The sequence below is a fragment of the Paraflavitalea sp. genome (genome assembly GCF_059502485.1).
Map to the genome: position 1 here is coordinate 1,962,119 of NZ_JCACET010000008.1, position 24,134 is coordinate 1,986,252.

The 24,134-nt window shown below is 46.3% G+C and carries 11 protein-coding genes; 7 read left to right on the plus strand and 4 right to left on the minus strand.

Annotated elements, in window-relative coordinates:
* Positions 1 to 8 precede the first annotated feature (8 nt).
* From dprA to AC5JBY_RS10665, 3 genes are all read right to left on the minus strand, one after another.
* A complete protein-coding gene (gene dprA / locus AC5JBY_RS10655) occupies positions 9 to 1,109 on the minus strand; it encodes a DNA-processing protein DprA (protein ID WP_495904565.1) in 1,101 nt (366 codons plus the stop codon).
* 80 nt (positions 1,110 to 1,189) lie between these two features.
* Positions 1,190 to 3,109 carry an OmpA family protein gene (locus AC5JBY_RS10660; protein ID WP_495904566.1) on the minus strand — a complete coding sequence of 640 codons (1,920 nt, stop codon included), beginning with the start codon at positions 3,107 to 3,109 and terminating at the stop codon, positions 1,190 to 1,192.
* Positions 3,110 to 3,230: 121 nt separating this feature from the next.
* Entirely contained in the window at positions 3,231 to 3,854 is a 624-nt protein-coding gene (locus AC5JBY_RS10665; protein WP_495904567.1) for a 7-carboxy-7-deazaguanine synthase QueE, read from the minus strand.
* Between the two features lie 299 nt (positions 3,855 to 4,153).
* On the opposite strand from AC5JBY_RS10665, the gene AC5JBY_RS10670 reads away from it, so the two are divergent.
* Positions 4,154 to 10,375, plus strand: a complete 6,222-nt coding sequence (locus AC5JBY_RS10670) for a T9SS type A sorting domain-containing protein (protein ID WP_495904568.1) — start codon at positions 4,154 to 4,156, stop codon at positions 10,373 to 10,375.
* Between the two features lie 101 nt (positions 10,376 to 10,476).
* Here the strand turns inward: AC5JBY_RS10670 and AC5JBY_RS10675 are convergent, their stop codons facing one another.
* Positions 10,477 to 11,352 (minus strand): bifunctional 5,10-methylenetetrahydrofolate dehydrogenase/5,10-methenyltetrahydrofolate cyclohydrolase, encoded by an 876-nt coding sequence (locus tag AC5JBY_RS10675; RefSeq protein ID WP_495904569.1) that lies wholly within the window; start codon positions 11,350 to 11,352, stop codon positions 10,477 to 10,479.
* 65 nt (positions 11,353 to 11,417) lie between these two features.
* On the opposite strand from AC5JBY_RS10675, the gene AC5JBY_RS10680 reads away from it, so the two are divergent.
* The 6 genes from AC5JBY_RS10680 to AC5JBY_RS10705 all read left to right on the plus strand — a co-directional run bounded on the left by AC5JBY_RS10680 (position 11,418) and on the right by AC5JBY_RS10705 (position 24,117).
* Positions 11,418 to 12,269 carry a hypothetical protein gene (locus AC5JBY_RS10680; RefSeq protein ID WP_495904570.1) on the plus strand — a complete coding sequence of 284 codons (852 nt, stop codon included), beginning with the start codon at positions 11,418 to 11,420 and terminating at the stop codon, positions 12,267 to 12,269.
* Positions 12,266 to 14,320: a ComEA family DNA-binding protein gene (locus AC5JBY_RS10685; RefSeq protein ID WP_495904571.1), complete on the plus strand. Its 2,055-nt coding sequence runs from the start codon at positions 12,266 to 12,268 to the stop codon at positions 14,318 to 14,320. Before AC5JBY_RS10680 ends, AC5JBY_RS10685 begins: the two co-directional genes overlap by 4 nt.
* A 323-nt stretch (positions 14,321 to 14,643) precedes the next feature.
* Positions 14,644 to 15,417, plus strand: a complete 774-nt coding sequence (locus AC5JBY_RS10690; protein WP_495904572.1) for a hypothetical protein — start codon at positions 14,644 to 14,646, stop codon at positions 15,415 to 15,417.
* A gap of 491 nt (positions 15,418 to 15,908) precedes the next feature.
* Complete coding sequence (locus tag AC5JBY_RS10695; RefSeq protein WP_495904573.1) at positions 15,909 to 19,049, plus strand: SusC/RagA family TonB-linked outer membrane protein; 3,141 nt, start codon at positions 15,909 to 15,911, stop codon at positions 19,047 to 19,049.
* Between the two features lie 18 nt (positions 19,050 to 19,067).
* Positions 19,068 to 20,552, plus strand: coding sequence for a SusD/RagB family nutrient-binding outer membrane lipoprotein (locus AC5JBY_RS10700; protein WP_495904574.1), 1,485 nt, complete (start codon positions 19,068 to 19,070; stop codon positions 20,550 to 20,552).
* Between the two features lie 328 nt (positions 20,553 to 20,880).
* Complete coding sequence (locus tag AC5JBY_RS10705; RefSeq protein ID WP_495904575.1) at positions 20,881 to 24,117, plus strand: SusC/RagA family TonB-linked outer membrane protein; 3,237 nt, start codon at positions 20,881 to 20,883, stop codon at positions 24,115 to 24,117.
* The last annotated feature ends 17 nt before the right edge of the window (positions 24,118 to 24,134 follow it).

Sequence of the window (24,134 nt, forward strand, 5' to 3'; positions counted from 1 at the left end):
TCCTTCTCTTACATTAACTTATACCGCTTTCCCGGCAAACATTGGATCACACCCTGCAATTCCATATTCAAAACGGCAGCCGCGATACTACTGCTGCTAAGACCGCTCTGCATATTAAGTTCATCAATGTGTACAGATTCTTTTTGTCCTAAAATAGATGCTACTTTCAGTTCATGCTCATTCAGATTTACAAACAAGTCCTGTTGTTGAACAACAGGCTTACGCTTATTATCCCAACCCATCATATCTATGAGCTGTTGAGTATCGGTGAGCAGCATGGCCTTATTGCTTTTGATAAGATAATTGCAGCCGGCACTCTTGCTGTCCGTGACTTTACCTGGATAAGCAAAAACATCTTTGTTATAACTGTTGGCCAGCTCTGCAGTGATCATGCTGCCACCTTTCAAACCCGTCTCAACAACAATAACGGCATCGCACATACCAGCTACAATACGGTTGCGCGCCGGGAAGTTATGCTTGTCAGGTTTAGTGTTACTGGTAAATTCAGTCAACAGGCCTCCGCCCTGTTTGATCATCTCCTTAGCCAGCGAAGCATGTTGTGAAGGATAGATACTATCCAGGCCATGGCCCAATACGCCAACAGTGGGCAAGTCATATTTGATGGCAGCATGGTGCGCCAGCGCATCGATACCAAAAGCCAGCCCGCTGACGATCAGCACACCCATGCCTGCAAGCTCTTTCACCAGCTTTTCGGTAATAAGCTTGCCATATTCAGAGCTACTGCGTGTGCCAATGATGGCAATGATGCGAGAGGCGTTGAGATTAGCTTCGCCCCGGTAGAATAATAGCGTAGGAGCGTCGCAACAATGCAACAGGCGTTGTGGGTAGTCGGTATCTGTAAGGAATAGTGGCCGGATCTTATATTTTTCAATAAAGGTGATCTCGTCTTCCACTTCATCAAAGCTGGTAAACTGACGAATAGCTTTAGCCTTTGCAGGGCCAATACCCTCAATCTTTCCCAATTGTGTAGGAGAGGCCTTAAAGATAGCGGCGGCTGTTCCAAAATGTTCTACCAATAACTTGGCGTGGATCAAACCAATAAGCGGCACCCTCGTCAGGGCAAGTTGATATAACAAATCGTTTTTCATAGCATGGAGCCATGAAAATATGTATTTTTTTATTATGTAACGTATTTGCTTGAAGCTTGTAGCTCGAGGCTCACAGCTTTCTAATGGCTCAACACCTTCATCTCAGTCCTTCTGTTCTGTGCCCGGCCTTCTTCGGTGGCGTTGTCTGCTACAGGAACGGTTTCACCAAAACCTTTAAACGATAGGCGCTGTTGATCGATACCCTTGCTGACAAGGTATTTTACAACAGCCTGTGCCCGGTTGTTGGATAAAGTGAGGTTGTCTTGCGGCTTACCAACATTGTCGGTGTGACCGCTGATCTGGATACGTATCGTAGGATTGTCACGCAACAACACAAACAGCTTATCGAGCTCGGAAGTAGATTCCGGCTTCAGGCTAAACTCCTTGCTGCCGAAGAAAATATTCTTTAGCACAATAGAAGCGTTGGCCTCCAGCGGCTGCAGAGGAATATCGATATGATAAGTAGAGTCAGGAGCCCTTTGGCTCAGAGAAAAGTTGTCGGAGAAGAATAAATAACCTTTACGGTTTACATTGAATGCGTAGTCTTTACCAATAGGTAACGTAACGAGGTAGTTACCCGTTTCATCGGTCTGCACTTTACTCAATACTTCTTGTGAAGCAAGGTCGGTAAGTTCGATCGCAGAAGGCAGGCCTTTGCTGGTCTTCTTATCAAACACCTTACCCTTTACCCACAGTGTCTTGGCCGGACGAATATCATCGCGTAATTCAAATGTGTAGATATCGAGACCGCCCCTGCTGTCGCTGCGGTCGCTGGCATAGTAAGCAGTCTTGGCATCAGCGGCTACGATGAGGCTACCCTCGTTCTCGATAGTATTGATAGGATAACCCAGGTTCATAGCCTTGCCCCAGGTGTTCTTAGGGCCTTTTTTGCTTACAAAGAGATCATCACCACCATAGCCCAGGTGACCATTGGAAGTGAAATACAAAGTTTGATTATCAGCATGAATGAAAGGGCAGCTCTCATTGCCGGCAGTATTTACTTCGGGACCGAGATTTTCCGCATCACTCCATCGCCCGTTGGAAAGGTAGTGGCACACATAAATATCACTGCCTCCATAACCACCATAACGTGAACTGGCAAAATAGAGATCACGTTTGTCAGGAGATAAAGTAGGAGCAGTATCCCATTGATCACTGTTGACTTTAGGACCAAGATTCACGGGGGCGCTCCAGCCATCATTCGTGAGGTAAGAAATATATAGATCGCAACTTCCAAAACCATTGCGAAAATTACAGCCCGTAAAAATGAGCCATTGCCCATCTTGGGAAATAGTCTGCGCCCCTTCATTGGCATCCGTATTGATATCACCTTCAAGTGGCTGGGCCTTCGACCATTTACCATCAACGCGCACAGAGCCAAAGAAGTCTTCATTATAATTCTTAACCCGTCGGGTGATGATGAGTTCATTACCATCGATCGTAAGGGTAGGGAAATATTCCGATACAACCGAGTTCACGCTATCGCCCATATTTTGCGGTTCAAACTTATAATCAAGTAGCGGCTTTTGCTTGCTGTATTCAATCGCAAACTGGTAACTTTTCTGGCGAAACTCGCCGGCAAGTCGGCTCTGGCTGTTCAAATTGGGAATGGTGAGAAATTCATTCACCGATTCCAGCGCTTTGGCAAACTCACCTTTGCCGGCCAGGTTGATAGAAAAAGGAAGATTGTAGTCTTTGAAATATTCAGCATCGATACTTTTAGCTTTGATATAGTTCTCGATCGCGCCATCATAATCTTTCATTTCACCATACATGCCAGCAATGGAAAGATAAGCATCGAGAAAACGTGGGTCAATTTTAACGGCCTCCTTCAGGATAACGATACCACCTTTGAAATCATCCTCCTGGGCTCTGGCGATGGCTTTTTCATACAGCGCAGCAGCTTTTTTATTCACTTTGACAGGATCATATTGCTGCGCCTCGATCAAAATAGGGGAGATCAGGAACAAGAAAATGGTACAGAAGCGTAAGATGCCCATGCTTGCGATTTTGTTGATTCAGATAGTACTTTCTCTTAGACGACGAAAACCACCTGAAAGATAGTACCCAAATGTTAAAACGTAAGCGGCAAAAGATTATTTCAGATTGACCACGAAGGAGTTAAGGAACATTCATGTATTTGTGGATCTGCAGCGAAAACTCCCATCGAGGGTTCTCCTTGATATATTCAACGATAAGGGGCGTCATTTCATTCGATTTATCCCACTCAGGCTGCAAGTATAGTTTGCATGAAGGGGAAACCAGGGCAGCGTATTTTTCAGCCCAGTCAAAGTCGCTCTTATTAAATACTACCACCTTCAGTTCGTTGGCCAGCGGCAGGATTTCCGGTAAAGGGAATTTGAATTTTTTGGGCGACAGGCATATCCAGTCCCATTCACCACTGAGGGGCGAAGAGCCGGATGTTTCAATATTGGTTTGAAAACCAGCTTCATGGAGAGCGGTAGTAAGCCCATCGAGGTTGTGCATCAGCGGCTCTCCGCCAGTGATCACCGCCATCCGGCCAGGGTACGCAGCCGCTGTCGATACCATTTCATCGATACTTTGTAAAGGATGTTTGGAAGCATCCCAGCTATCTTTCACATCACACCACACACAGCCCACATCACACCCGCCGAGACGGATGAAATAGGCAGCCTTACCTTGGTAATAACCTTCCCCTTGGATGGTATAGAAAGATTCCATCACAGGTAAACTGAGCACAGCCGGAGCAACACTAACTTCCATAGCGGGCAAAATTACGAAATAATCACGCCTTGCCGAAGGACAGCTTACCCTTCCAGGGGGCAACTTAAAACCCTACATAATACATATTAGCAATTCACAAATCCACCTATTAAAGATTAATGGTATAAACCTATTTTGGGAAAATTTGGCCAAAATTGGGAATGCCCGAATCGGGTCATATTCTTCAACGTGTTGATAAACAGGAAATTATTATTTGGAATAAAAAATGTTCTATCAGTGCAGCCGTGCCAAAAGGCATAGCCTTCAAAATCCACTATTCTAAGTGAAAAATTCACCTTATGAGGAACCTATTGCTGACTGTTTGTTGGCTAATCGGTATACAGACCGGTTATGCCCAAATCAACTACACCTGGAATGGCTCCAGCTCCACAGCCTTTACTACCCCGGCCAATTGGACCCCGGCCGGCGTACCAACTTCCACGGACAACATTACCATTGTAACTGGTAGTAATACCTGCATGCTTGCGGGCAATACTACAGTAAGGAACATTACGCTTAACAGCGGACAACTGAACCTCAATGGAAATACCCTGACCGTGACTGGCCCTTCAGCTACCTTCAATGCGGGTAGTGTGCAAAACGGTACATTGACTGTTACAGGCGTTGGTACTGTTTCCTTTGGCGCAGGACCAACCACCCTTAATTGTGCGGTCAATATGGACGCTGCGACCATCACAATAAGGAATGCTACCTTCCAGGGAGTAACAACCATTACCAAAACAGGCACCAGCAATGACTGGAGTTCCGGTGGCAATACCTTCAACGGTGTGTTGACGCTAAATAATACGGGTACAGGATACTTCCTCTTAGGCAACGGAAATCCCGATGTGTTCAATGCCGCTGCAACATTCAACAATACCAGCGCCAATAATATATATGTAGCTTACAACAGCACGAATAATATCTTCAATGGTCCCGTTGAATTTAATAATTCACCTACTTCCAACAACGGGATATATGTTAGCTCTTATTCGGCAGGTACGATCTTTAATAACAACGTAACTGTAACCAGCACTAACGGACTGGGGATCATGTTCTGTAACAACAACAGTACAGCCAATGCTACGCTGGCAACGGGCCGTACGATCAATATAGGTCCGGCAGGCTTTACAGCCGGAACACTATTGTTGAAGCAGTTCATTCAGACCGGGGCTACTCCACAAAGCATTACATTGACAGGAACGGGGGTATTACAATTTGGTCCGGCAGCAGCATTCGGTGGAAAATTGGTGACGTTCAGTCCTTCATTATATCTGAATGGAACAGTGTTTAGTGATTCAGCCAACTTTACCAAAACGGGACCTAATGATAATAATGGAACCGGCGGTAATATATTCAATGGCGTGTTGACGGTAAACAATACAGGAGCAGGCTACCTCATGATGGGAAACAACAATCCGGATACATTTAATCTGGAGGCGACCTTCAACAATATTGGTAGCAACCACATGTATATAGCGCACAACAGCACCGGGCATAGGTTCAATGGACCTGTAACATTCAATAATGCGCCTGCCACGAACCATTCAATTATGGTGAGCCATTATGCTGATACAACTACTTTCAACAGTAGTATTACAGTTACCTCTGTGAGCGGAAATGGAGTACATTTTTGCAATGGTGTTAATACTGCTACAGCCTGGCTCACAGCCGGCAATACTGTCAACATTGGTCCTGCCGGGTTTTCATCAGGTACCTTGTTGTTCAGGCAGTTTACACAGATCGGCGCTACCTCACAGAGTTTATTGCTGACTGGTACATCGAGACTTACATTCGGACCTACCTCTAAATTCGATGGAGATGTAACAACATCCAGCCCTTCCATATTTTTGAATGGATGTACGTTCAATGGGGCTACAGATATTACAAAGACAGGTACTACCGGCGATTACAATCAGGGCGGTAATATATTCAATGGCGTATGCCGCCTCACCAAAGGTGGTACCAACTTCTGGCTGTTGGGAGACAACAGGCCCGATATATGGAACAATGATGTGATACTTACCAATAAAGGATCAGAGCGGCTACTAATGAGCTGGGCCACAGTCGGCAACCAGTTCAATGGCGACATCTATATCAATAGTTCCGATACGGCTGCAGGTATTCAGTTTTGCGGCGGTAATTCAACAGCTACCGCTATCCTGGCTGCAGGTAAAACAATATTACCCGGCACTACCGGGCTAACGGCAGGATACCTGTACCTCAAACAATTCACTCAGTTAGGTACTGTACCCCTCAACATAACAGGAACAGGGACCTCATCCGTCATTCTCGGTCCCTCAAGTGAGTTCAATGCACCTGTGACAGTAATTGCGCCTGATATCACACCACAGGGATCTGTATATTATGCTCCCGTTGTGTTCACGAAAACAGGTGGTACTGCAAACAACAACAATCAGCGTCAGAATATTTTCCACGGCACAGTCACCATCAATCAGCAGAGCAGTACCGGAACATTCATGCTGGGATATAACTCTAATGAGTTGTTTAACGATGACATTATAGTTACATCTACAGGAACATCCGGTATCTATTTGGGAAGGCCCAATGGTAATAGTTCGCCGGTATTAGCTGCCGGAAAAACGATACGCGTGGGAACAGATGGATTCTCTGCAGGTTCACTGAATATAAGGACCTTCACACAATTGGGCAATGCTCCCATAAACCTGAACTTCACAGGTACCAATACCATGCTCTCGTTTTCCGATACTTCTCTTATTGGAGGAAACGTCACAGCAAGCACGCCAGCTCTCTATTTTGGCAATACCAGGTTCAAAGGAAAAGTGAACATCACTAAAACCGGGACAACCAATGATGGAAGCAGGGGGGCAAACAACTTTGAAGACAGTCTCACGCTCAATAATACAGGTACTGGCTATATTCAATTAGGCCAAAATGAAGCAGATACTTTCTATAGTGCCGTACAGTTCAACAGCAGCGGTAGCTCATACATAGGAGCTGCGTGGAATAATACCGGACATATATTCAATGGTAATATCACCGTGACGAGCACGGGCTCATCGACGGGAATTTATTTCGGCAATAATGGTGGATCCGCTGCAACCATGGCAGCTGGCAGTACCATTAGGGTAGGAGCTGCAGGGTTTACATCGGGTACATTAAGCGTAAGACGCTTTACACAAAATGGAAACGTTCTTGTCTACCTGCCCCTTACCGGTACATCTTCATTGATACTGGGACCATCCTCTTCATTCGGCGGCAACTTTATTGGGTCCAGTCCCTCCATATACTTGCAGGGAGCAATATATAACGGTACCTCTGCATTTACCAAAACGGGAACTACCGGCGATTATAGCGCAGGAGGAAACACATTTGTTGGTGTCAGCACTTTCACCAATACCGGCAGCAGCTTCTTTTTGTTGGGAAATAATAGTCCGGATATCTGGAATGATGATGTAACATTCAACAACCACGGTTCAGAACGGATACTGCCTTGCTGGGCAACTGCAGGCAACCAGTTTAATGGAAATATATATGTCAACAGTTCAGGAAGCGCTACCGGCATACGCTTTTGCGGTGGTAGTAGCTCTGCTACAGCTACGCTCGCAGCCGGTAAAACAATACAAGCTGGGATAGGAGGGCTGTATGCGGGCAACCTGATCCTGCAACAATTTACCCAATTGGGAAATGCACCTGTCAACCTGACCATGGGTGGCACGGCTACCTATATACAGTACGGTCCGGCATCCTCATTCGGTGGAGATGTCACTTCATCGAGCCCGGGATTATATTTCAATGGTTGTACCTTTAGTGGCACAGTAACTTCAGCCAAAACAGGTGCGAACAGCGATTACAGCAGCGGCAATAATACTTTTAACGGAGTAACGACGATCACCAACTCCGGAAGCGGATCGCTTCTGTTGGGCAACGGTAGTCTGGACCGGTTCAATACAACCGCTACTTTCAATAACACCGGTTCTGCAAGCATATATGTAGCACACAGCAGTACCAGCAATGTATTTTTAGGGGTTACAACTTTTAATAATACACCTACAGCGAATACGGCTATTTACGTAAGCCAGAACTCATCCGGTACCCGGTTCGACAACGATGTGATCGTAACGTCTACCAACGGGCAGGGCGTTCAGTTTTGTAACAGTGCAACAGCATCTGCTGTATTGGCTACCGGACGTACGATCAGCGTGGGCGCAGGCGGCTTTTCGGCAGGTACCCTGTTGCTGAGAAACTTTATCCAGCTGGGAACAGTACCACATAACTTTAACCTCACAGGAACAGGTGCGCTGGTATTTGGACCATCCTCTACCTTCCAGGCAGACGTAACATCCACCAGCCCGACCTTGTTCTACAATGGTTGCGTGTTCAATGCTACAGTCACGGCTACCAAAACAGGTAACACCAGTGATGCCAGCAGTGGCAACAATACCTTCCGGGGCGTAGCTACTATGACCAATATTGGATCAGGCTATCTAATGTTTGGCAACGGCAACGGCGATAGGTTCAATACAACAGCCACGTTCAACAATACCGGTACATCGCATATCTATGTAGCGCACAACAGTACCGGGAATATATTTGGCGGTGTTACAACGTTCAATAATGCCCCATCTAATAATTCGGGCATATTTGTAAACCAGAACTCGCCCGGCACTCAATTCAACAACAATATTGTTGTTACGTCCACCAATGGACAGGGCGTTATCTTTAATAATTCATCGACAGCTTCCTCGACTCTGGCAGCTACGTATACGATCAGTGTGGGTGGGGCAGGCTTTTCAGCCGGACAATTATACCTGCGTCAGTTTACCCAAACTGGAGCAACTGCACAAAACCTGACATTGACAGGAAGCAGTACATTACAATTCGGACCAGCTTCTAATTTCGGTGGTGACATTACAAGTACCAGCCCCGGTCTGCTGTTTCATAGTTCCGTTTTCAACGGCGTTGTGAACAGTACCAAAAACGGATCCGTGAATGATCAAAGCTCAGGCAACAATACGTTCAATGCTGCAGCGACATTTACCGTTACCGGAGCGGGCTACATGATGATGACGAATAACAATCCAGACGCCTACAACGGCAACGTAGCATTTGTGCAAACCAGCACCGGAAGAATGTACCCTAACTATAACAATAACAGCACTTATGCAGGTAATATCCTCGTAACAGCGCCATCGACATCAGGCATTGTGTTTGGAGTAGGAAATGGTACAGCTACCATGACGGGCAGCGGCGTACAAACGATCGACATTACTGCTGGAACGCCGTCGCCATCGTTTACCCGCCTGGTAATAGCCAATACCGGGGGAGGCGTTACACCCAATACACCCATTAGCATAAGCAGGACTCTTACACTCACGTCAGGATTGTTGAATACCACGACAACCAACATCCTTACGATGATGAATAATTCAACCACGGCTGCAGGAGATGCAACATCTACCAGCTATGTGAATGGCCCCATGCGCTATCAGAAACAAAGCTCGGGCACAACAACACTCAATTTCCCTATCGGAAAGGATGCTGATTGCCGCCCTGTGGTGTTGACCCTTAATCATAGTAATGGCAACTTGTATACTTATCAGGCGGAGCTGTTTAATGCAAGTGCTTCAGGACTTGGATATACATTGCCCCCCTCAGTAGACCGGGTATCCAGGGTGCATTATTATACGATCGGCCGTACCGATGCTTCTTCTGTAAATCAACCAACTTCTGGTTTGAGCGGTAACCAGACTATACAGATATTTTTTGGAGCGAATGATTTTGTTACCGATGGTGCGCAGCTTACCATTGTAAAGAATACCAATGTGACGCCTACAGCCTGGAGAGATATCGGAGGAACAGGAGGACCACTCTATAATGGTACTCATACGCTCGTTGGCAGCATTACTTCCACATCGGCGCCCAGTGTCTTTAATTCGTTCTCCACATTTGCCCTCGCCAACATTTCTGCAGGTATGAACCTGCTACCGGTAGGTCTCCTGAACTTTGATGCAAAGGCTCATCAATCGCAGGTTGACCTCGAGTGGGCTACATCGATGGAGGTGAACAACAGTCACTTCACAGTAGAGAAAAGCCGTGATGGAGTAAACTTCACAGAAGTGCAAAGAGTGAATACCAAAGCAGTGGGTGGCAACAGCAGCAATAAGCTAACCTATACAGCCACTGACCTGGCGCCTTATAGTGGATACAGCTACTACCGTCTTAAACAAACGGATATAAATGGTAGCGATCGTTATTCAAAGGCAGTCATCGTCTCTCTGGTAAAACAACCAAAGCAGTTTGCAGCATATCCGAACCCTTCTACCGGAACCTTGTATGTGAGCGGCATCAATACATCGAAGCCCAACATGACATTTGGCTGGTATGATGCAGCAGGAAAACTGGTGATGAATCAAACCGTACCAGTAAACAATGGTCTGGCAAGGTTAGAGACTTCACTCAGAAATGGTATGTATTTGCTGAAGTTTATAGCCGATGATGGCACGCAGAAAATGCAACAGATTATAATTAACAAATAACGGCCGACCCCCTAAATCCTTAGCACACCTTAATCCGTGCACCTGTTAACTACAAAACCCACCATACGGTGGGTTTTGTTTTATAGCAATAAGATGAGCATTTAGTTCTTTGCCAGACACGCTGCATACGTGTTCTTCATCAGCGCAGCTATGGTCATGGGACCTACGCCACCAGGCACAGGCGTGATATAACTACATTTGGGCGATACGTTCGCAAAGTCTACATCGCCTTTGATGGCATAACCACGTTTTTTAGAAGCATCAGCAACACGGGTAATACCCACATCGATCACGATAGCACCTTCCTTCACCATGTCGGCAGTTAAGAATTCAGGCTTACCCAAAGCGGCAACAATAATGTCTGCTTGCAAACAAAGCTCCTTCAGGTTCTTGGTTTGCGAGTGGCATAGCGTCACCGTACAGTTGCCGGGGTTGGTGTTGGCGCTTAGCAAAATGCTCATGGGACGGCCTACAATATTACTGCGACCTATCACAACAGCATGTTTGCCTTTGGTATCGATCTTATAATGTTCCAGGATCAGCATAATACCATGCGGGGTAGCTGCCACAAAAGTTGGCAAGCCCTGTACTAACTTACCTACACTGATGGGATGAAAACCATCTACGTCCTTGGAAGGATTGATGGTATTGATCACTGCTTCATCAGAAATATGCTTGGGCAGAGGAAGCTGCACCAGGATGCCGTCGATATCGGGGTCACTGTTCAGTCGCTCGATTTCCTCCAATAATTTATATTCACTGATATCTTCATCGAGGCGCACGAGGGTAGACTTAAACCCAATTTCTTCACAAGTCCTTACTTTAGAGCCTACATACGTTTCGCTGGCGCCATTATTACCTACCAGCACGGCGGCGAGGTGGGGGATTTTCTTGCCTTCGGTCCTTAACTGGCCTACATTCAGTTTCAATTCATCCTTTGTAGCCTGAGATACAAGCTGTCCGTCTAAAATTTGCATGGCGCAAAGGTAAAAATCTGTTTGGTAAAAAATTACGTTAGTTTTTCCAGTCCAATACTAATCGATTGAAAAACCATTACTTACTGCAAATCCTGAAAATAGGGCTGTTGCCCGCTTTTTGCCTGCTTTCCTGGCCTGCCGCCGCCCAATCCCTCCGCTATCCCCAGGGAGCGCCCTACACCGGGCTGGGGGCTTATAGTTACCAATTTGTAGATGCATTTTCCACCATGGCCAACCAGGCCGCGCTGGCCCGGCTGCCTGCTGCGGAAGGAGGCGTATATGCCGAAAAGAGGTTCCTGCAGGAAAAACTAAATAGCTACAGTGCGGTCGTTGCCCTGCCTACCGGCATGGGAGGGTGGGGCGTCAGCGCCCATTACTTTGGCACATCGGAATACAATGAATCGCAGGTGGGCATTGCCTATGGAAAGAAGCTGGGGCGGGTGGACCTGGGCGTGCAGATCAATTATGCCATGATGCAGGCCGCGGGTTATGGCAGCGACGGCACGGTGATCGTGGAGGTGGGGACGATCTGGCATATCACCGAAAAAGCACATGCCGGCATACATATATATAATCCATCGGGCGGGAAATATGGAAAACAGGCAACGGAAAAAATGGCCTGGCAATACAAGGTAGGGGGAGGGTATGAAGTATCCGAAAATGTATTGGTAAGTGCAGACATCATTAAGCAGGAAGACAAAGCGGTGAACCTGCAGGTGAGCATGCAATATTCCCTGCACAACCGGTTCATGTTGCGGGCAGGTATTGCCACAGCTGCCACTACCCCCTGGCTCGGCGCGGGCTGGACCTGGAAAAATGTTCGTGTCGATATTACCGGCAGGTACCATCCTCAATTAGGTATCACGCCCGGCCTCTTGCTACTATTCAGTGCCAAACAAACAAAACCTTCCCATTGAAAACATCCTTTACATTAATAGTGTTACTGGCTGCCTGCATGGCCAGAGCACAGGAGCGTGAAACGATAGCTGAACAACAACTGGAAAATCAGGCCGAGGTGTCGGACATGGACATGGAAGATGATAACAGCTGGCAACAACTGGAAACATTGCGCCGCCATCCACTGGATTTAAATGCAGCCACCATCACCGATCTGGAAGGGCTACCTATGCTCAATGCATTACAGGTAGCCAGTTTTATGCGCTACCGCAGCCTGATGGGCAAGTTGCTCAACCTGCACGAACTGCAAGCCATTCCCGCATGGGATGCACACACCATCCGGCAACTATTGCCATTTGTGAAACTGGGCACAGGATCAAGTGCTTACACTACTGTAGCACAGCGGTTTCGTAGTGGTGAGCATTCAATATTGCTGAGGGCTGCACAAACATTAGAAAAGGTGAAGGGGTTTCAATCCCCCGAATCTCCTGATAAAGCTCACTACCAGGGAAGCCCGGTGCGGGTGTTCACACGATACAAGTATGCCGCCAATGACCTGTTACAATATGGAATAACTGCCGATAAAGATGCGGGTGAAACATTCAAAGGCCACCAGCAAAAAGGATTTGATTTTTATTCGTATCATCTATTTGTCCGCAAACTGGGAACGATAAAAGCGCTGGCGCTGGGTGATTACACCGTGAATATGGGGCAGGGGCTGATACATTGGCAAAGCCTCGCTTTTAAGAAGAGCTCTGCTGTGATGCAGGTAAAACGACAAGGGCCGGTATTGAAACCATACAGCGCAGCAGGTGAATATTATTTTCATCGCGGTGCAGGTATTACGCTACAACAAAAGAGTTGGGAAGCAACTCTGTTTGCTTCTTTTAGAAAGTTGGATGCTAACCTGTCGGGTGATAGTGTGACCAGCATTTTGACAACAGGATATCATCGCACGCAAGCTGAAATAAACGAACGCTATAACCTCGACAGATTTACAGCAGGAGGCAATATCAGGTATAGCCGTCCCGGGTGGCATGTGGGTGTGAACACAGTACATTACCAGTTTTCCCATCCCTTAAAAAGATCGGCCGATCCTTATGACCTGTTTGCGGTAACCGGAAAACGTTGGAGTAACCATAGCATGGATTATGCATTTACGCATCGTAACCTGCATGTTTATGGAGAAGCAGCTATCGATCAGCAATTCAATAAGGCATTGCTCCACGGTCTGCTGGTGAGCCTCGATCCCAAAGCAGACCTGTCGCTTGTGTACCGGCTTATCGATAAGGAGTACCAGGCCTTGCAGGGGAACGCTTTCACCGAAAGTTATTTACCAGGCAACGAACAGGGATTGTATGCAGGCCTCACCCTGCGACCTGCTCCTGTGTGGCAGATAGATGCCTATGGCGATTTTTTTCGCTTCCCCTGGTTGAAGTACCGGATCAATGCGCCAGGTAATGGTGGCGACTACATGTTACAAGTAATGTACAAGCCCAACAAAACAGTAGAAGTAACCAGCCGTTATCGGCATGAACATAAACCTGCTAATAGTATAGACGACGAAGCAATTGTAAAACCAATAGAAAGAATAGTACGGCAAAACTGGCGCACCCAGGTAATCTTTCAAACAACCCCGGCAATAACTTTGAAAAGCAGGGTAGAACTGGTTTGGTACCAGGCTGGTGAAGTTGCTCACACAGAGAAAGGCTTTTCTGCTTTCACAGAAGTCTTCTATACACCAAAGCGATCTTTTACAGCCAATATGCGATTGCATTTCTTCGAAACGGATAGTTATAACACCCGTATTTACGCTTATGAGCAGGATGTGCAATATTCCTTTTCCATTCCCCCTTTCAGCGGCAAAGGGCTGCGGTATTATATAAATTGTAAACAAAACCTGGCAGCCATATTATTACCCAAACGTACCGGAAAGGTGAACTGCCACCTGTGGCTGCGCTTCGCCCAATTCCTATTCCCTTCAAAGATGCTCACCGGCAGTGGGTTAGATGAACTGAATAGTAAACAGAAGACGGAGTTCAGGGTACAATTGATGATCTCTACCCGGTAGTTTTAGGATACTCCCGGGATACTCCATAGATGCTCCGTAGATACTCCATAGATACTCCCTATTAAAGGCGCACTTTACTAAAACGTACCCAACCCATGCCTTTGTGCAGGCAACCATCAGAAACACATCAACACAATTATTCTCAACCACTTATCATTACCATCCATGCCCGTCGTAAACCCAATCCTTACATCCCCTGGCAACCTAAACCCCTTAGTTGCTAAAATCTCTACAGAAGTACTTGCGGTAGCAAACAACCGTTATAAACCTTTATTTGTCTGTCTCCTAAATATAAACTAAATTAGATATGCAACCAATATCTCATGGCAAAACAAATCGCCGGACTCTGCCGCCTCGAAGGCACCTTCGACCAACTTACCTTCTATAAGATGGACGGACAGTATTATGTCCGTGTCAAAAGCCGGCTCACTGCAAAGCGCGTCAAAACTAGTCCCGAGTTTAAATTGACCATGGTCTGTGCAAATCTGCTGGCGCGGGCCTCCAGGATCGGTTCACTGATTTATAAAGCCCTGCCACCCGGCTGGCGACAGTTTTGGATGTACCGGGGCTTCACCGGCGAAGCGTTCACCCTGTTAAAAAAGAATCCTTATACAGACGAGGAGGTAAAAGACCTCCTCTGGAAATGCTATGTCGAATACTGGGAGCAGCGCAAAGCCATTGAGCTGGATAACCCCATTTGGCAACCCAAACCGAAAAAGATCAGGAAGAGAAGAAAATACAGTGAAGAATCATTGAAGCGCCTCATGTATAGAAAAGACAAATACGGACGCTACAAATACCCCGATCTGGTAAAAGCAGATAAACAACGCATAGCCTGCGAAGCAAAAGAAGCCTGGGCCAAAGAATGCGAAGACAAGAAACGAATCCGCCTGATCAAAGCAAGGAATGAAGCATATACTCGCTTAATGGATAAATATCGGCAAGCACAGCAAGAAACAATCACCAGGCTATCCGGCCTCATGTATATAACACCTGCTGGTAATCTCTACAGCGTAATAAGCCCTCAAATTGTTAATCATTATGAGCGAAGACTGCAGCGACAGAAAATGCTTCTTCCGCATACCATTACACTATAACCTCCACTTGGCATACTTTTTATAGTCCCACGAAAAACCCTTATCAAATAAGGAGTTGAAAATTTCTGCTTACAGGTATCTACAATAATCACCTGTCAACCCATGTTAATGACTCGTTAACCGTATTGGATTAAAGAGACATTAAAACAGACACATTAAATAGTCTATTCTAAACGGTTAGTGTGATTGAAAAAGACAACAGAAAACTTGAAAAAGACAACTGTTATTTTTTGAGTCTTTTGAAAGCCTTGCCAGTACTGCGTTTCAAGGCATCGTTGCAAGATGTTATTGTTGTTAACGAGCGATTAACATAAATTAAAAACTCGTTAAAACACCGTTAAGGAACTCTTAAATAACCAGCGTTTGGTTTAATTGCATTGCCTTATGTATCGAAAATTCGGAGGGTACTTAGTTTGCCTGACACCGTAACAGTCACATTAATTACTCCTTCTGGGTTCGTAGTCACATTTATTTATCATTTAAAAGTACACATGAGAAAGATTCTATCGCTGCTAGCGGCGCTGGTAACATGCGCTGTTATGGCCTATGGTCAATCCCGCACAGTGACCGGCCAGGTAAAAGATAGCAAGGGAGACCCCATTCCTTTCGCTACTATCAAAATCAAAGGCACCAATACTGGATCTGCTGCCGATGCTAACGGAAACTTTTCAATCACCGCCCAACAGGGAGCCGTATTAGTGATCAGTGCTACCGGCTATTCAACTACCGAGTCAACTGTTAGTTCAGGAGGCACAGTGAATGTTGAATTACAGGCCAATACGGCCATGCAGGAAGTAGTGGTTACGGCCCTCGGCGTTTCCAAATCAAAGAGAGCGGTAGGCGTTGCCGTTCAGGAAATTCAGGGCGACAAACTGATGCAAACCAAACAAACCGACCTTAATACCGCACTCGCGGGTAGGGTGGCAGGTGTACAGGTGCTGGGTGGCTCCGGCGCCAAGTTTGGTACATCAACTGTTCGTATCCGTGGCGTAAACACACTCGGAACAGGTAACCCGCTGTATGTAGTGAACGGCATTCCTACCGATGGACGTGATGTAAACATGGATGATGTAGAATCAGTATCAGTACTCAAAGGACCTGCTGCTACGGCGTTGTACGGTCAGCGTGGTTCTGAAGGTGTGATCGTGATCACTACCAAAAAAGCAAAGCGCGGATCTGGAATAGGGCTGGAGTTTAACCAGAGCACTACTTTCGAAAGAGTAGCTACCCTGCCTGAATATCAAAACGAATACGGTGGCGGATATACACAGGACTGGTACACTTTCAAGTACAACCCCGCAACAGATGCTCCTGCATTGGCTGCTATGGACGGCGCTAAGTACTATGATTATTTCGGTGATGAAAGCTGGGGCCCTCGCATGGATGGTTCACTTTATGCACCATGGTATGCCTGGGATCCGGAAGATCCTGACTACGCTAAACAAAAACCATTTGTAGCTCAGCCCAACAACGTGCGTGACTTCTACAATACAGGTGTAGCGTACAATACCAACGTAGCTTTCTCAAAAGTTACCGACAATTCTAATACAAGGGTTTCTTATACCAACCTCGTAAGATCAGGTATCAGCCCCAACAGCCGCCAAACCAAGAATTGGCTGTCTATCAACAATACCATCAACCTCACCAAGCAGTTCAGCCTCAACACCAACCTGAACTATGTGTACGAATACCTGTACAATGTACCAACAGAAGGTTATGGAACACAAACTTCCGGTTCATTCAACCAGTGGTGGCACCGCGACCTCGAGATCGACAAACTGAAAAGATACAAAAGGTCAGATGGTACTTACACTTCATGGAATATCAACGGACCTCGTGACGTGAGCCCCAAATACTGGGACAACCCATATACGGAAGTATATGAGAATACTTCGAACAATAAGCGTCAGCGTGTATATGGAACGATCGGTGGTACTTATCAATTCAATTCCCACCTGAAAGCTGGTGTATTGGCAAGGGCCGACGTATACAACCAGAATTTCAACAGCAAAGTTGCATCAGGTACCCTCAACCTCGACGCTTACAGAACTTACACCAACAACACGCGTGAGTTGAACTTCGTAGGAAGCGTAGAGTATGATAATGAGTTTGGCGATCTGTCATTCCGTGCAGGTGCTTACGCTGAGAAAAGAACCAACTACAGCAACTACGTAAACGAAGCAACAGCTGGTGGATTGACCATTCCTGGTTACTACAACATTGCTGCTTCAAAAGACAGGCCTACTACCAACAGTACAGAAACACGTAAAGAAGTAAGAAGCTTATACGGCTATACTTCACTCGGCTGGAAGAACATGTTGTTCCTGGATCTGAACGTACGTAACGACTGGTCTTCAGCATTGCCCAAAGGCAATAACTCTTACCTGTATGGTGGTGTGTCTTCTTCATTCGTATTCACAGAAGTGATCCCGCAGAATGATATCCTGAGCTTTGGTAAGATCAGGGCTTCTGTTGCCCGCGTAGGTTCCGACATCGATCCCTACAATATTTACCAGACTTATACAGTAGGAACTCCTTACAGCACGTACCCCACATTGACTGTTCCTAACACTTATCCCAACAGCGTGTTGAAACCAACACTTTCTACTTCTTATGAAGTAGGTACTGAGCTGCGTTTCCTCCGCAACAGGATCAGGTTGGACTTCAACTACTACACCCGCGAATCTAAAGACCAAATTATCAGCCTCACGATCCCCAGCACAACTGGTTACAGTGCGGCGTTGGTAAACGCTGGTAACATTGCCAACCATGGCTTTGAGATCAACCTGGGTGGTACACCAGTGAAGACGAAAGACTTCACCTGGGATATCGACATCAACCTTGGTGTTAACCGCAACGAGGTGAAGAAGCTGTACGAAGACAGTAAGAACCTGGTGGTTAACCCTTCCGGTCTTGGTGCTTCTTTCGGATTCGTAGGTTCTCCTTCTATTTCAGTTAATGCCCGTGTGGGAGAATCTTATGGTATCCTGATCGGCGATGGTTACAAACGCAACGCTGAAGGAAAGATCCTGGTTGACGACGACGGCTATCCTGTGATCGAGCAGAACAAAGAACTGGGTTCTATCCTGCCTGATTATACCGGTGGTGTATTCAACGAGTTTACCTACAAAGGATTTACCCTCGGAGTGGCTATCGACTTCCAGAAAGGTGGTAAGCTGATGTCAATTACCCGCATGTTCAATGCAGGCTCTGGTCTGTCACAGGAAACAGTGGGTAACAACGATAAAGGCAATCCAAAGCGTGACCCTGTAGCCAATGGTGGTGGTGTACGCGTAGATGGTGTACGTGAGTCAGACGGTAAAGCCAACGATGTTTACCTCGACGCGAAAGAGTACTACGAATCAGTATTGTTCTCCGTATGGGAGCAGTGGGTGTATGATGCTACCTTCATTAAACTCCGTGAAGTAAAACTTGGTTACAACCTGCCCAAGCGCTGGTACCAAAAACTGCCTATTCAAAACGCTTCATTCTCTGTGATCGCACAAAACCCATGGTTGATCTACAGCAGCGTGAAAGGGCTCGATCCTTCTCAACTGCAAACTCCCTGGTATGAAGGCGGACAGTTGCCTGGTACTCGTTCAATTGGATTTAACCTGAAGCTGCAGTTCTAACCATTAAAAAAGAGAATCATGAAACGAAACATTGTTAAATATATAACCACCGGTTTGCTGGCTGCCACAGTAGTGGTATCCTGCTCGAAGCCAAGCGATTTTGGCGATCTGAACGTGGACCCGAACAATCCATCGGATCCTAATACTACCTTATTGCTCACCAATGCGATGCGTTCTGGATTGAGTTCAGGCATTGGGGCAGTGACGGCTGCTGATCCTCTGTTGTACGTACAGCAACTGTCTGAAGTATTCTATACCAATGCATCCCGCTACTCCAGCCGGATCTTTGATTACAATGCTTTATACAATGGTCCGCTGAATGACCTGCAAACCATCATCGATCTGAATACCAATGCCGAGACCAAAAGCAAACCGTATGTAGTAGCTGGTGGTTCCAATGCCAACCAGATAGCCGCTGCAAGAATTCTGAAAGCATTCATATTCATGCAAATGGCCGACCGTTGGGGTGATATTCCTTATTCAGCAGCGCTGAAAAAACTGGAAGACATCACGCCTGCATTCGACAAACAGCAGGATGTATACAAAGCGTTGTTTACAGAACTGAAACAAGCAGCATCAGGTATCGATGGCGGCGCTGGTCCTGCCGGCGACATCCTCCTCGGCGGAGATATGGACTGGTGGAAACAATGGGCTGCTTCCATACGCCTGACCATTGCGCTGCGTTTATCTAAAGCAGATGCTGCTACCGGTAAAACAGAGTTTGCCGCAGCATTCAACGATGGCGTGCTGGAAGACAATGCGCACACCATCAAGTATAATTACCTGAGCGATGCCAACAACCAGAACCCCTGGTACAACAACTATGCAGTGGCTAAGCGGTACGATTATGCTATCAGTAAAACACTGGTTGATAAACTCGCTGCAGTGAGCGATCCACGCCTGCCCGTATTTGCTGATAAAACTGCTGCAGGAACTTATGTAGGTATGCCTTACGGTCTTACTTCTCCTGTAGGATATTCAGCTGGTACTATCGGCAATCCTGGCAACATCTCTCTCATTGGTTCAGCTTTTCGTCAGCAAAACAGTTCAGCTGGTGTAACTACTTTTGCACAAATACAGTTTTCACTGGCAGAAGGTGCACACCTTGGATGGATTGCGGGTGGTGAAGCAGCAGCTGCTACTTACTACCTCGCAGGTATCAAAGCATCATTGGAACAATTTGGCGTAGGTGCTGGTTACGCTGCTTATGTGGCTCAACCAGCAGTAGCATATAATGCAGCCAATGCAGTGGAGCTTATCCAAACACAAAAATGGATCGCCAGCTACCTGGGCAACGGATACGAATCATGGGCAGAATGGAGAAGAACAGGTTTCCCTGTCCTGACTCCAGCACCAGGCGCTGCACCTGTTTCCGGTGGACAAATCCCTCGTAGACAAGCATATCCAACTACTGAAAGAGATCTCAATTCAGAAAATTATAACGTCGTAATCGGCCGTCAGGGTGCTGACGAGTTGACTACCAAGACCTGGGTTGATCAATAACCCCGATCGCAACGATTTTTTTTATTTCTTGTGACTGTAATAGCCGGTGTAGTTCTCTACAGCCGGCTTTTTTTCATGCATAACACCAGCTATTTAATATAAAATATGTTGTACAGGATTTGGAAACGGTAGACCATATACGTAAAACAGTTGTTCATAACGGTAGTAAACAGTGAGAATCAATACGATAAAGTTTTCGTGAAAAACATTGCAGCACTTTAAATTTTCCGTTTGTCTACCAATATTCCTTCCGATCCTATTTTAACATTTTTTTGGGCTATTAGAAAGTTCATATATTTACGTTAGGTCACATCTAAATTACAGTCACATGAGAAAATTTCTATCACTGCTCGCAGTGCTGGTACTGCTATCGGTATTGGCATATGCGCAAACCAAAACTGTTACCGGTAAGGTAACCGATGAAGCGGGAGAACCAATCCCATTTGCTACTATTCTAATTAAGGACACAAAGGTCGCCTTCGTCTCCGATGCCAGCGGCACCTTCACAGCAAAAGTCAAACCTGGAGACGTTTTAGTAATCTCTGCACAAAGTCTTACTACCAAAGAAGTTACAGTAGGCACCAGCAATGTGGTGAACATCACGCTGGCAAAAGGGAACAACGCACTGGCAGAGGTGGTTGTTACAGGTGCTTACAACACAAAAAGAACAGCGCGAAGTACCTCCTACAACGCGCAGGTAGTCACCAGCGAACAGCTGAACACCATTCGCCAGACAAACCTGAACAGTGCCCTCGCCGGAAAAGTATCGGGCATACAATTCCGCGGCCAATCGGCCGGTAAGCTGGGCGATCCTGGTAGCATTCGTTTAAGGGGTGCTTCAGGACTCGGTGGAGATGAAGGAATTATCTACATCGTAGATGGTACCATCCTGCCGAGTATCAACGACATCAACATGGATGATGTTGAAAGTGTTGACGTGCTGCAAGGCCCTGCAGCTGCAGCACAGTTTGGTCCTCAGGGACATAACGGCGCCATTGTAATTACCCTCAAGAAGGGAAGAAAAAATGCGCGCGGCATCGGGGTTGATGTAAACCTCGGTGGACAGATCGAAAAAGTGTATAACCTGCCTAATTATCAGAACACTTATGCAGGTGGTAATACATCTGATCTGAAGTTGTATACCTGGGAAGCCGGTCATCCCGAAGCATGGAAAGCACTCGACGGAAAGTATTATCACAACTATTCCGACGATGCCAGCTGGGGCCCACGTATGGTAGGCCAGGAATATATTCCCTGGTATGCCTGGTATGGCGACTCCAAGTATGCTTATAAAACTGCGAGGCTCACACCGCAGCCTGATAATGCAAAAGACTTTTTCAACACAGGTCACGTTCTAAATAATTCTATCTCCTTCAGCAAGGCCACTGATAATATGAATCTTAGGGTATCTTATGGTAACGTAGATGTGAAAGGTCTGCTGCCTACCACCTCACTTAAAAAACATACGTTGAACGTGAGTGGTACCATTGACCTGAACTCTCACCTTACTTTAGGCGCCAACATCAACTATTTTAGCCAGACCAGGAATGGTGAGTTCAATGATGATTACTCCAATCAAACAACCGGTTCTTTCAACCAGTGGTTTCACAGAAACCTGGATATGGGTATCATGAAGGAATTAAGAGGACTCAAAGCTGCCGATGGGGTTTTTGCAAGCTGGAACCACCAGGACCCCAGCTCTTTCGATCCTGCAAAGCCCAATGCTTTTTATGCAGGTAACTATTGGTACAACTTCTATACCTGGTTCGACCTGGTAAAGCCAATCGAAAACAGGGATCGTTTGTTCGGTGATGTATCATTGACTTACAGGATCAATAACGACCTGCGTATAAAGGCTACCTATCGCAAACAACAAAATACGATCTGGAATGAAGATAAATTCTCTTCCGACCTGGTAACCAGTGGTACACAAACAACTGGTAACTGTGCGCAGTGTAAAGGATACTATGGTACCGGAGAAAGTTATTCCAACAGGCAGAACATCGAATTCCTGGCTTCCTACTCTAAGAAAATCAGGGACTTTGCATTCAACCTGAATGCTGGAGCTGACTTGTTTAAGTCATTGTTGAAAAGTAACTCCGCCGCTACTGTCAATGGCCTGAACGTACCTAACTATTATGCAATCTCCAATTCCAAAGATCAGCCTACCATAGGTAATGGCCGCACCTTGGAAAAATACCGTGCACTGTTGGCTAAGGGCGATGTTGGGTACAAGAATTTCGTGTTTTTCGATTTCACGCTGCGCAACGACTGGTTCTCCACACTACCAGTAGCTGACAATAATGTGTTGTCAAAATCATTTGGAGCTGCCCTTGTATTTAGTGATCTGGTTAAACTCCCTTGGTTAAGCTATGGTAAAGTGCGCGCCTCCTGGGGAGAGATACCCAAAGCGTTGGGAACCTCCTCTACCTCATTTGGCGCCTACCTGTATCCCGGATTTGCTTATGGCGTAGGTCAGTATCAATGGAATGGCAACTTCCTGATGGGTACACCCGATCAGTTGGTTGATTCGGCTATTCATGGTGCTGTTAAAACACAACGGGAGATCGGCCTCGATCTGCGCTTCCTGAACAACAGGATCGGTATCTCTGCCACTTACTGGGATGGTACCGAAAAAGATATGCCCCTGGCTGTTAGCATCAACGGCGCCAGTGGATTTACTTCCAAGCTGATCAATACGGGTAAGATTACCAAGAAAGGGCTTGATCTCCAATTCAATGCCCGCCCGATATGGTGGGAAAACCTCCAATGGGAGATCAATGCTACTTATGCTTATCTGATCGAAAACAAAGTCGTGAAGATCGCCGATGGGCTTACACGGCTTCCACCACTGGAAGGATTGTGGAACACTACAGCTCCCGTACTGGTACATGAAGAAGGATTGCAATGGGGTCAACTGTTTGGAAACGGTATCAAAAGAATTAATGGAAAGCCTGTTCTTACCGCAGAGGGCTTTTATGTAAACGATCCAAACGTTCACTTCGGAAGCGTGTTGCCCAAATACACCGGCGGTATACAGAACAACTTCATCATCTTCAAAAACTTCAATGTCAACATCAATATCGATTACCAATCAGGCGGTAAGTTCTTCTCTTTGTCCGACATGTGGGGTTCTTACTCTGGTCTGACAGCCCGTACTGCTGCTGTGAACGACAAAGGGTTTCCGGTGCGTGATGCAGTAGCGCTTGGTGGTGGCGTGCGCGTAGATGGAGTAGATGCTGATGGAAAAGACATTGTAAAATATGTAGATGCCCAGGAATATTATCATGGCCTGTTCAATAACAAGACCATGGATGAATTTATCTATGATCTCACCTTTGTAAAACTTCGTGAGTTATCGATCGGGTACAACCTCCCGCTGAAAAAGTTGGGATGGGACAAATTTATGAACAGGGCCACTTTCTCGCTCGTGGCAAGAAACCCGGTTCTGATCTATGCAAATACCAGTGACTTCGATCCGTCAGAGATCAGTGATCTCTCTGGAGAATCAGGCAACCTGCCCGGATCAAGAAGCTTCGGGTTCAATTTGCGCATAGGATTCTAATTGGATAACCACAACAA

Coding starts and splice junctions, on each gene's coding strand:
- dprA (WP_495904565.1), bottom strand. CDS start 1,109: ATGAAAAACGATTTGTTATATCAACTTGCCCTGACGAGGGTGCCGCTT.
- AC5JBY_RS10660 (WP_495904566.1), bottom strand. CDS start 3,109: ATGGGCATCTTACGCTTCTGTACCATTTTCTTGTTCCTGATCTCCCCT.
- AC5JBY_RS10665 (WP_495904567.1), bottom strand. CDS start 3,854: ATGGAAGTTAGTGTTGCTCCGGCTGTGCTCAGTTTACCTGTGATGGAA.
- AC5JBY_RS10670 (WP_495904568.1), top strand. CDS start 4,154: ATGAGGAACCTATTGCTGACTGTTTGTTGGCTAATCGGTATACAGACC.
- AC5JBY_RS10675 (WP_495904569.1), bottom strand. CDS start 11,352: ATGCAAATTTTAGACGGACAGCTTGTATCTCAGGCTACAAAGGATGAA.
- AC5JBY_RS10690 (WP_495904572.1), top strand. CDS start 14,644: ATGGCAAAACAAATCGCCGGACTCTGCCGCCTCGAAGGCACCTTCGAC.
- AC5JBY_RS10695 (WP_495904573.1), top strand. CDS start 15,909: ATGAGAAAGATTCTATCGCTGCTAGCGGCGCTGGTAACATGCGCTGTT.
- AC5JBY_RS10700 (WP_495904574.1), top strand. CDS start 19,068: ATGAAACGAAACATTGTTAAATATATAACCACCGGTTTGCTGGCTGCC.
- AC5JBY_RS10705 (WP_495904575.1), top strand. CDS start 20,881: ATGAGAAAATTTCTATCACTGCTCGCAGTGCTGGTACTGCTATCGGTA.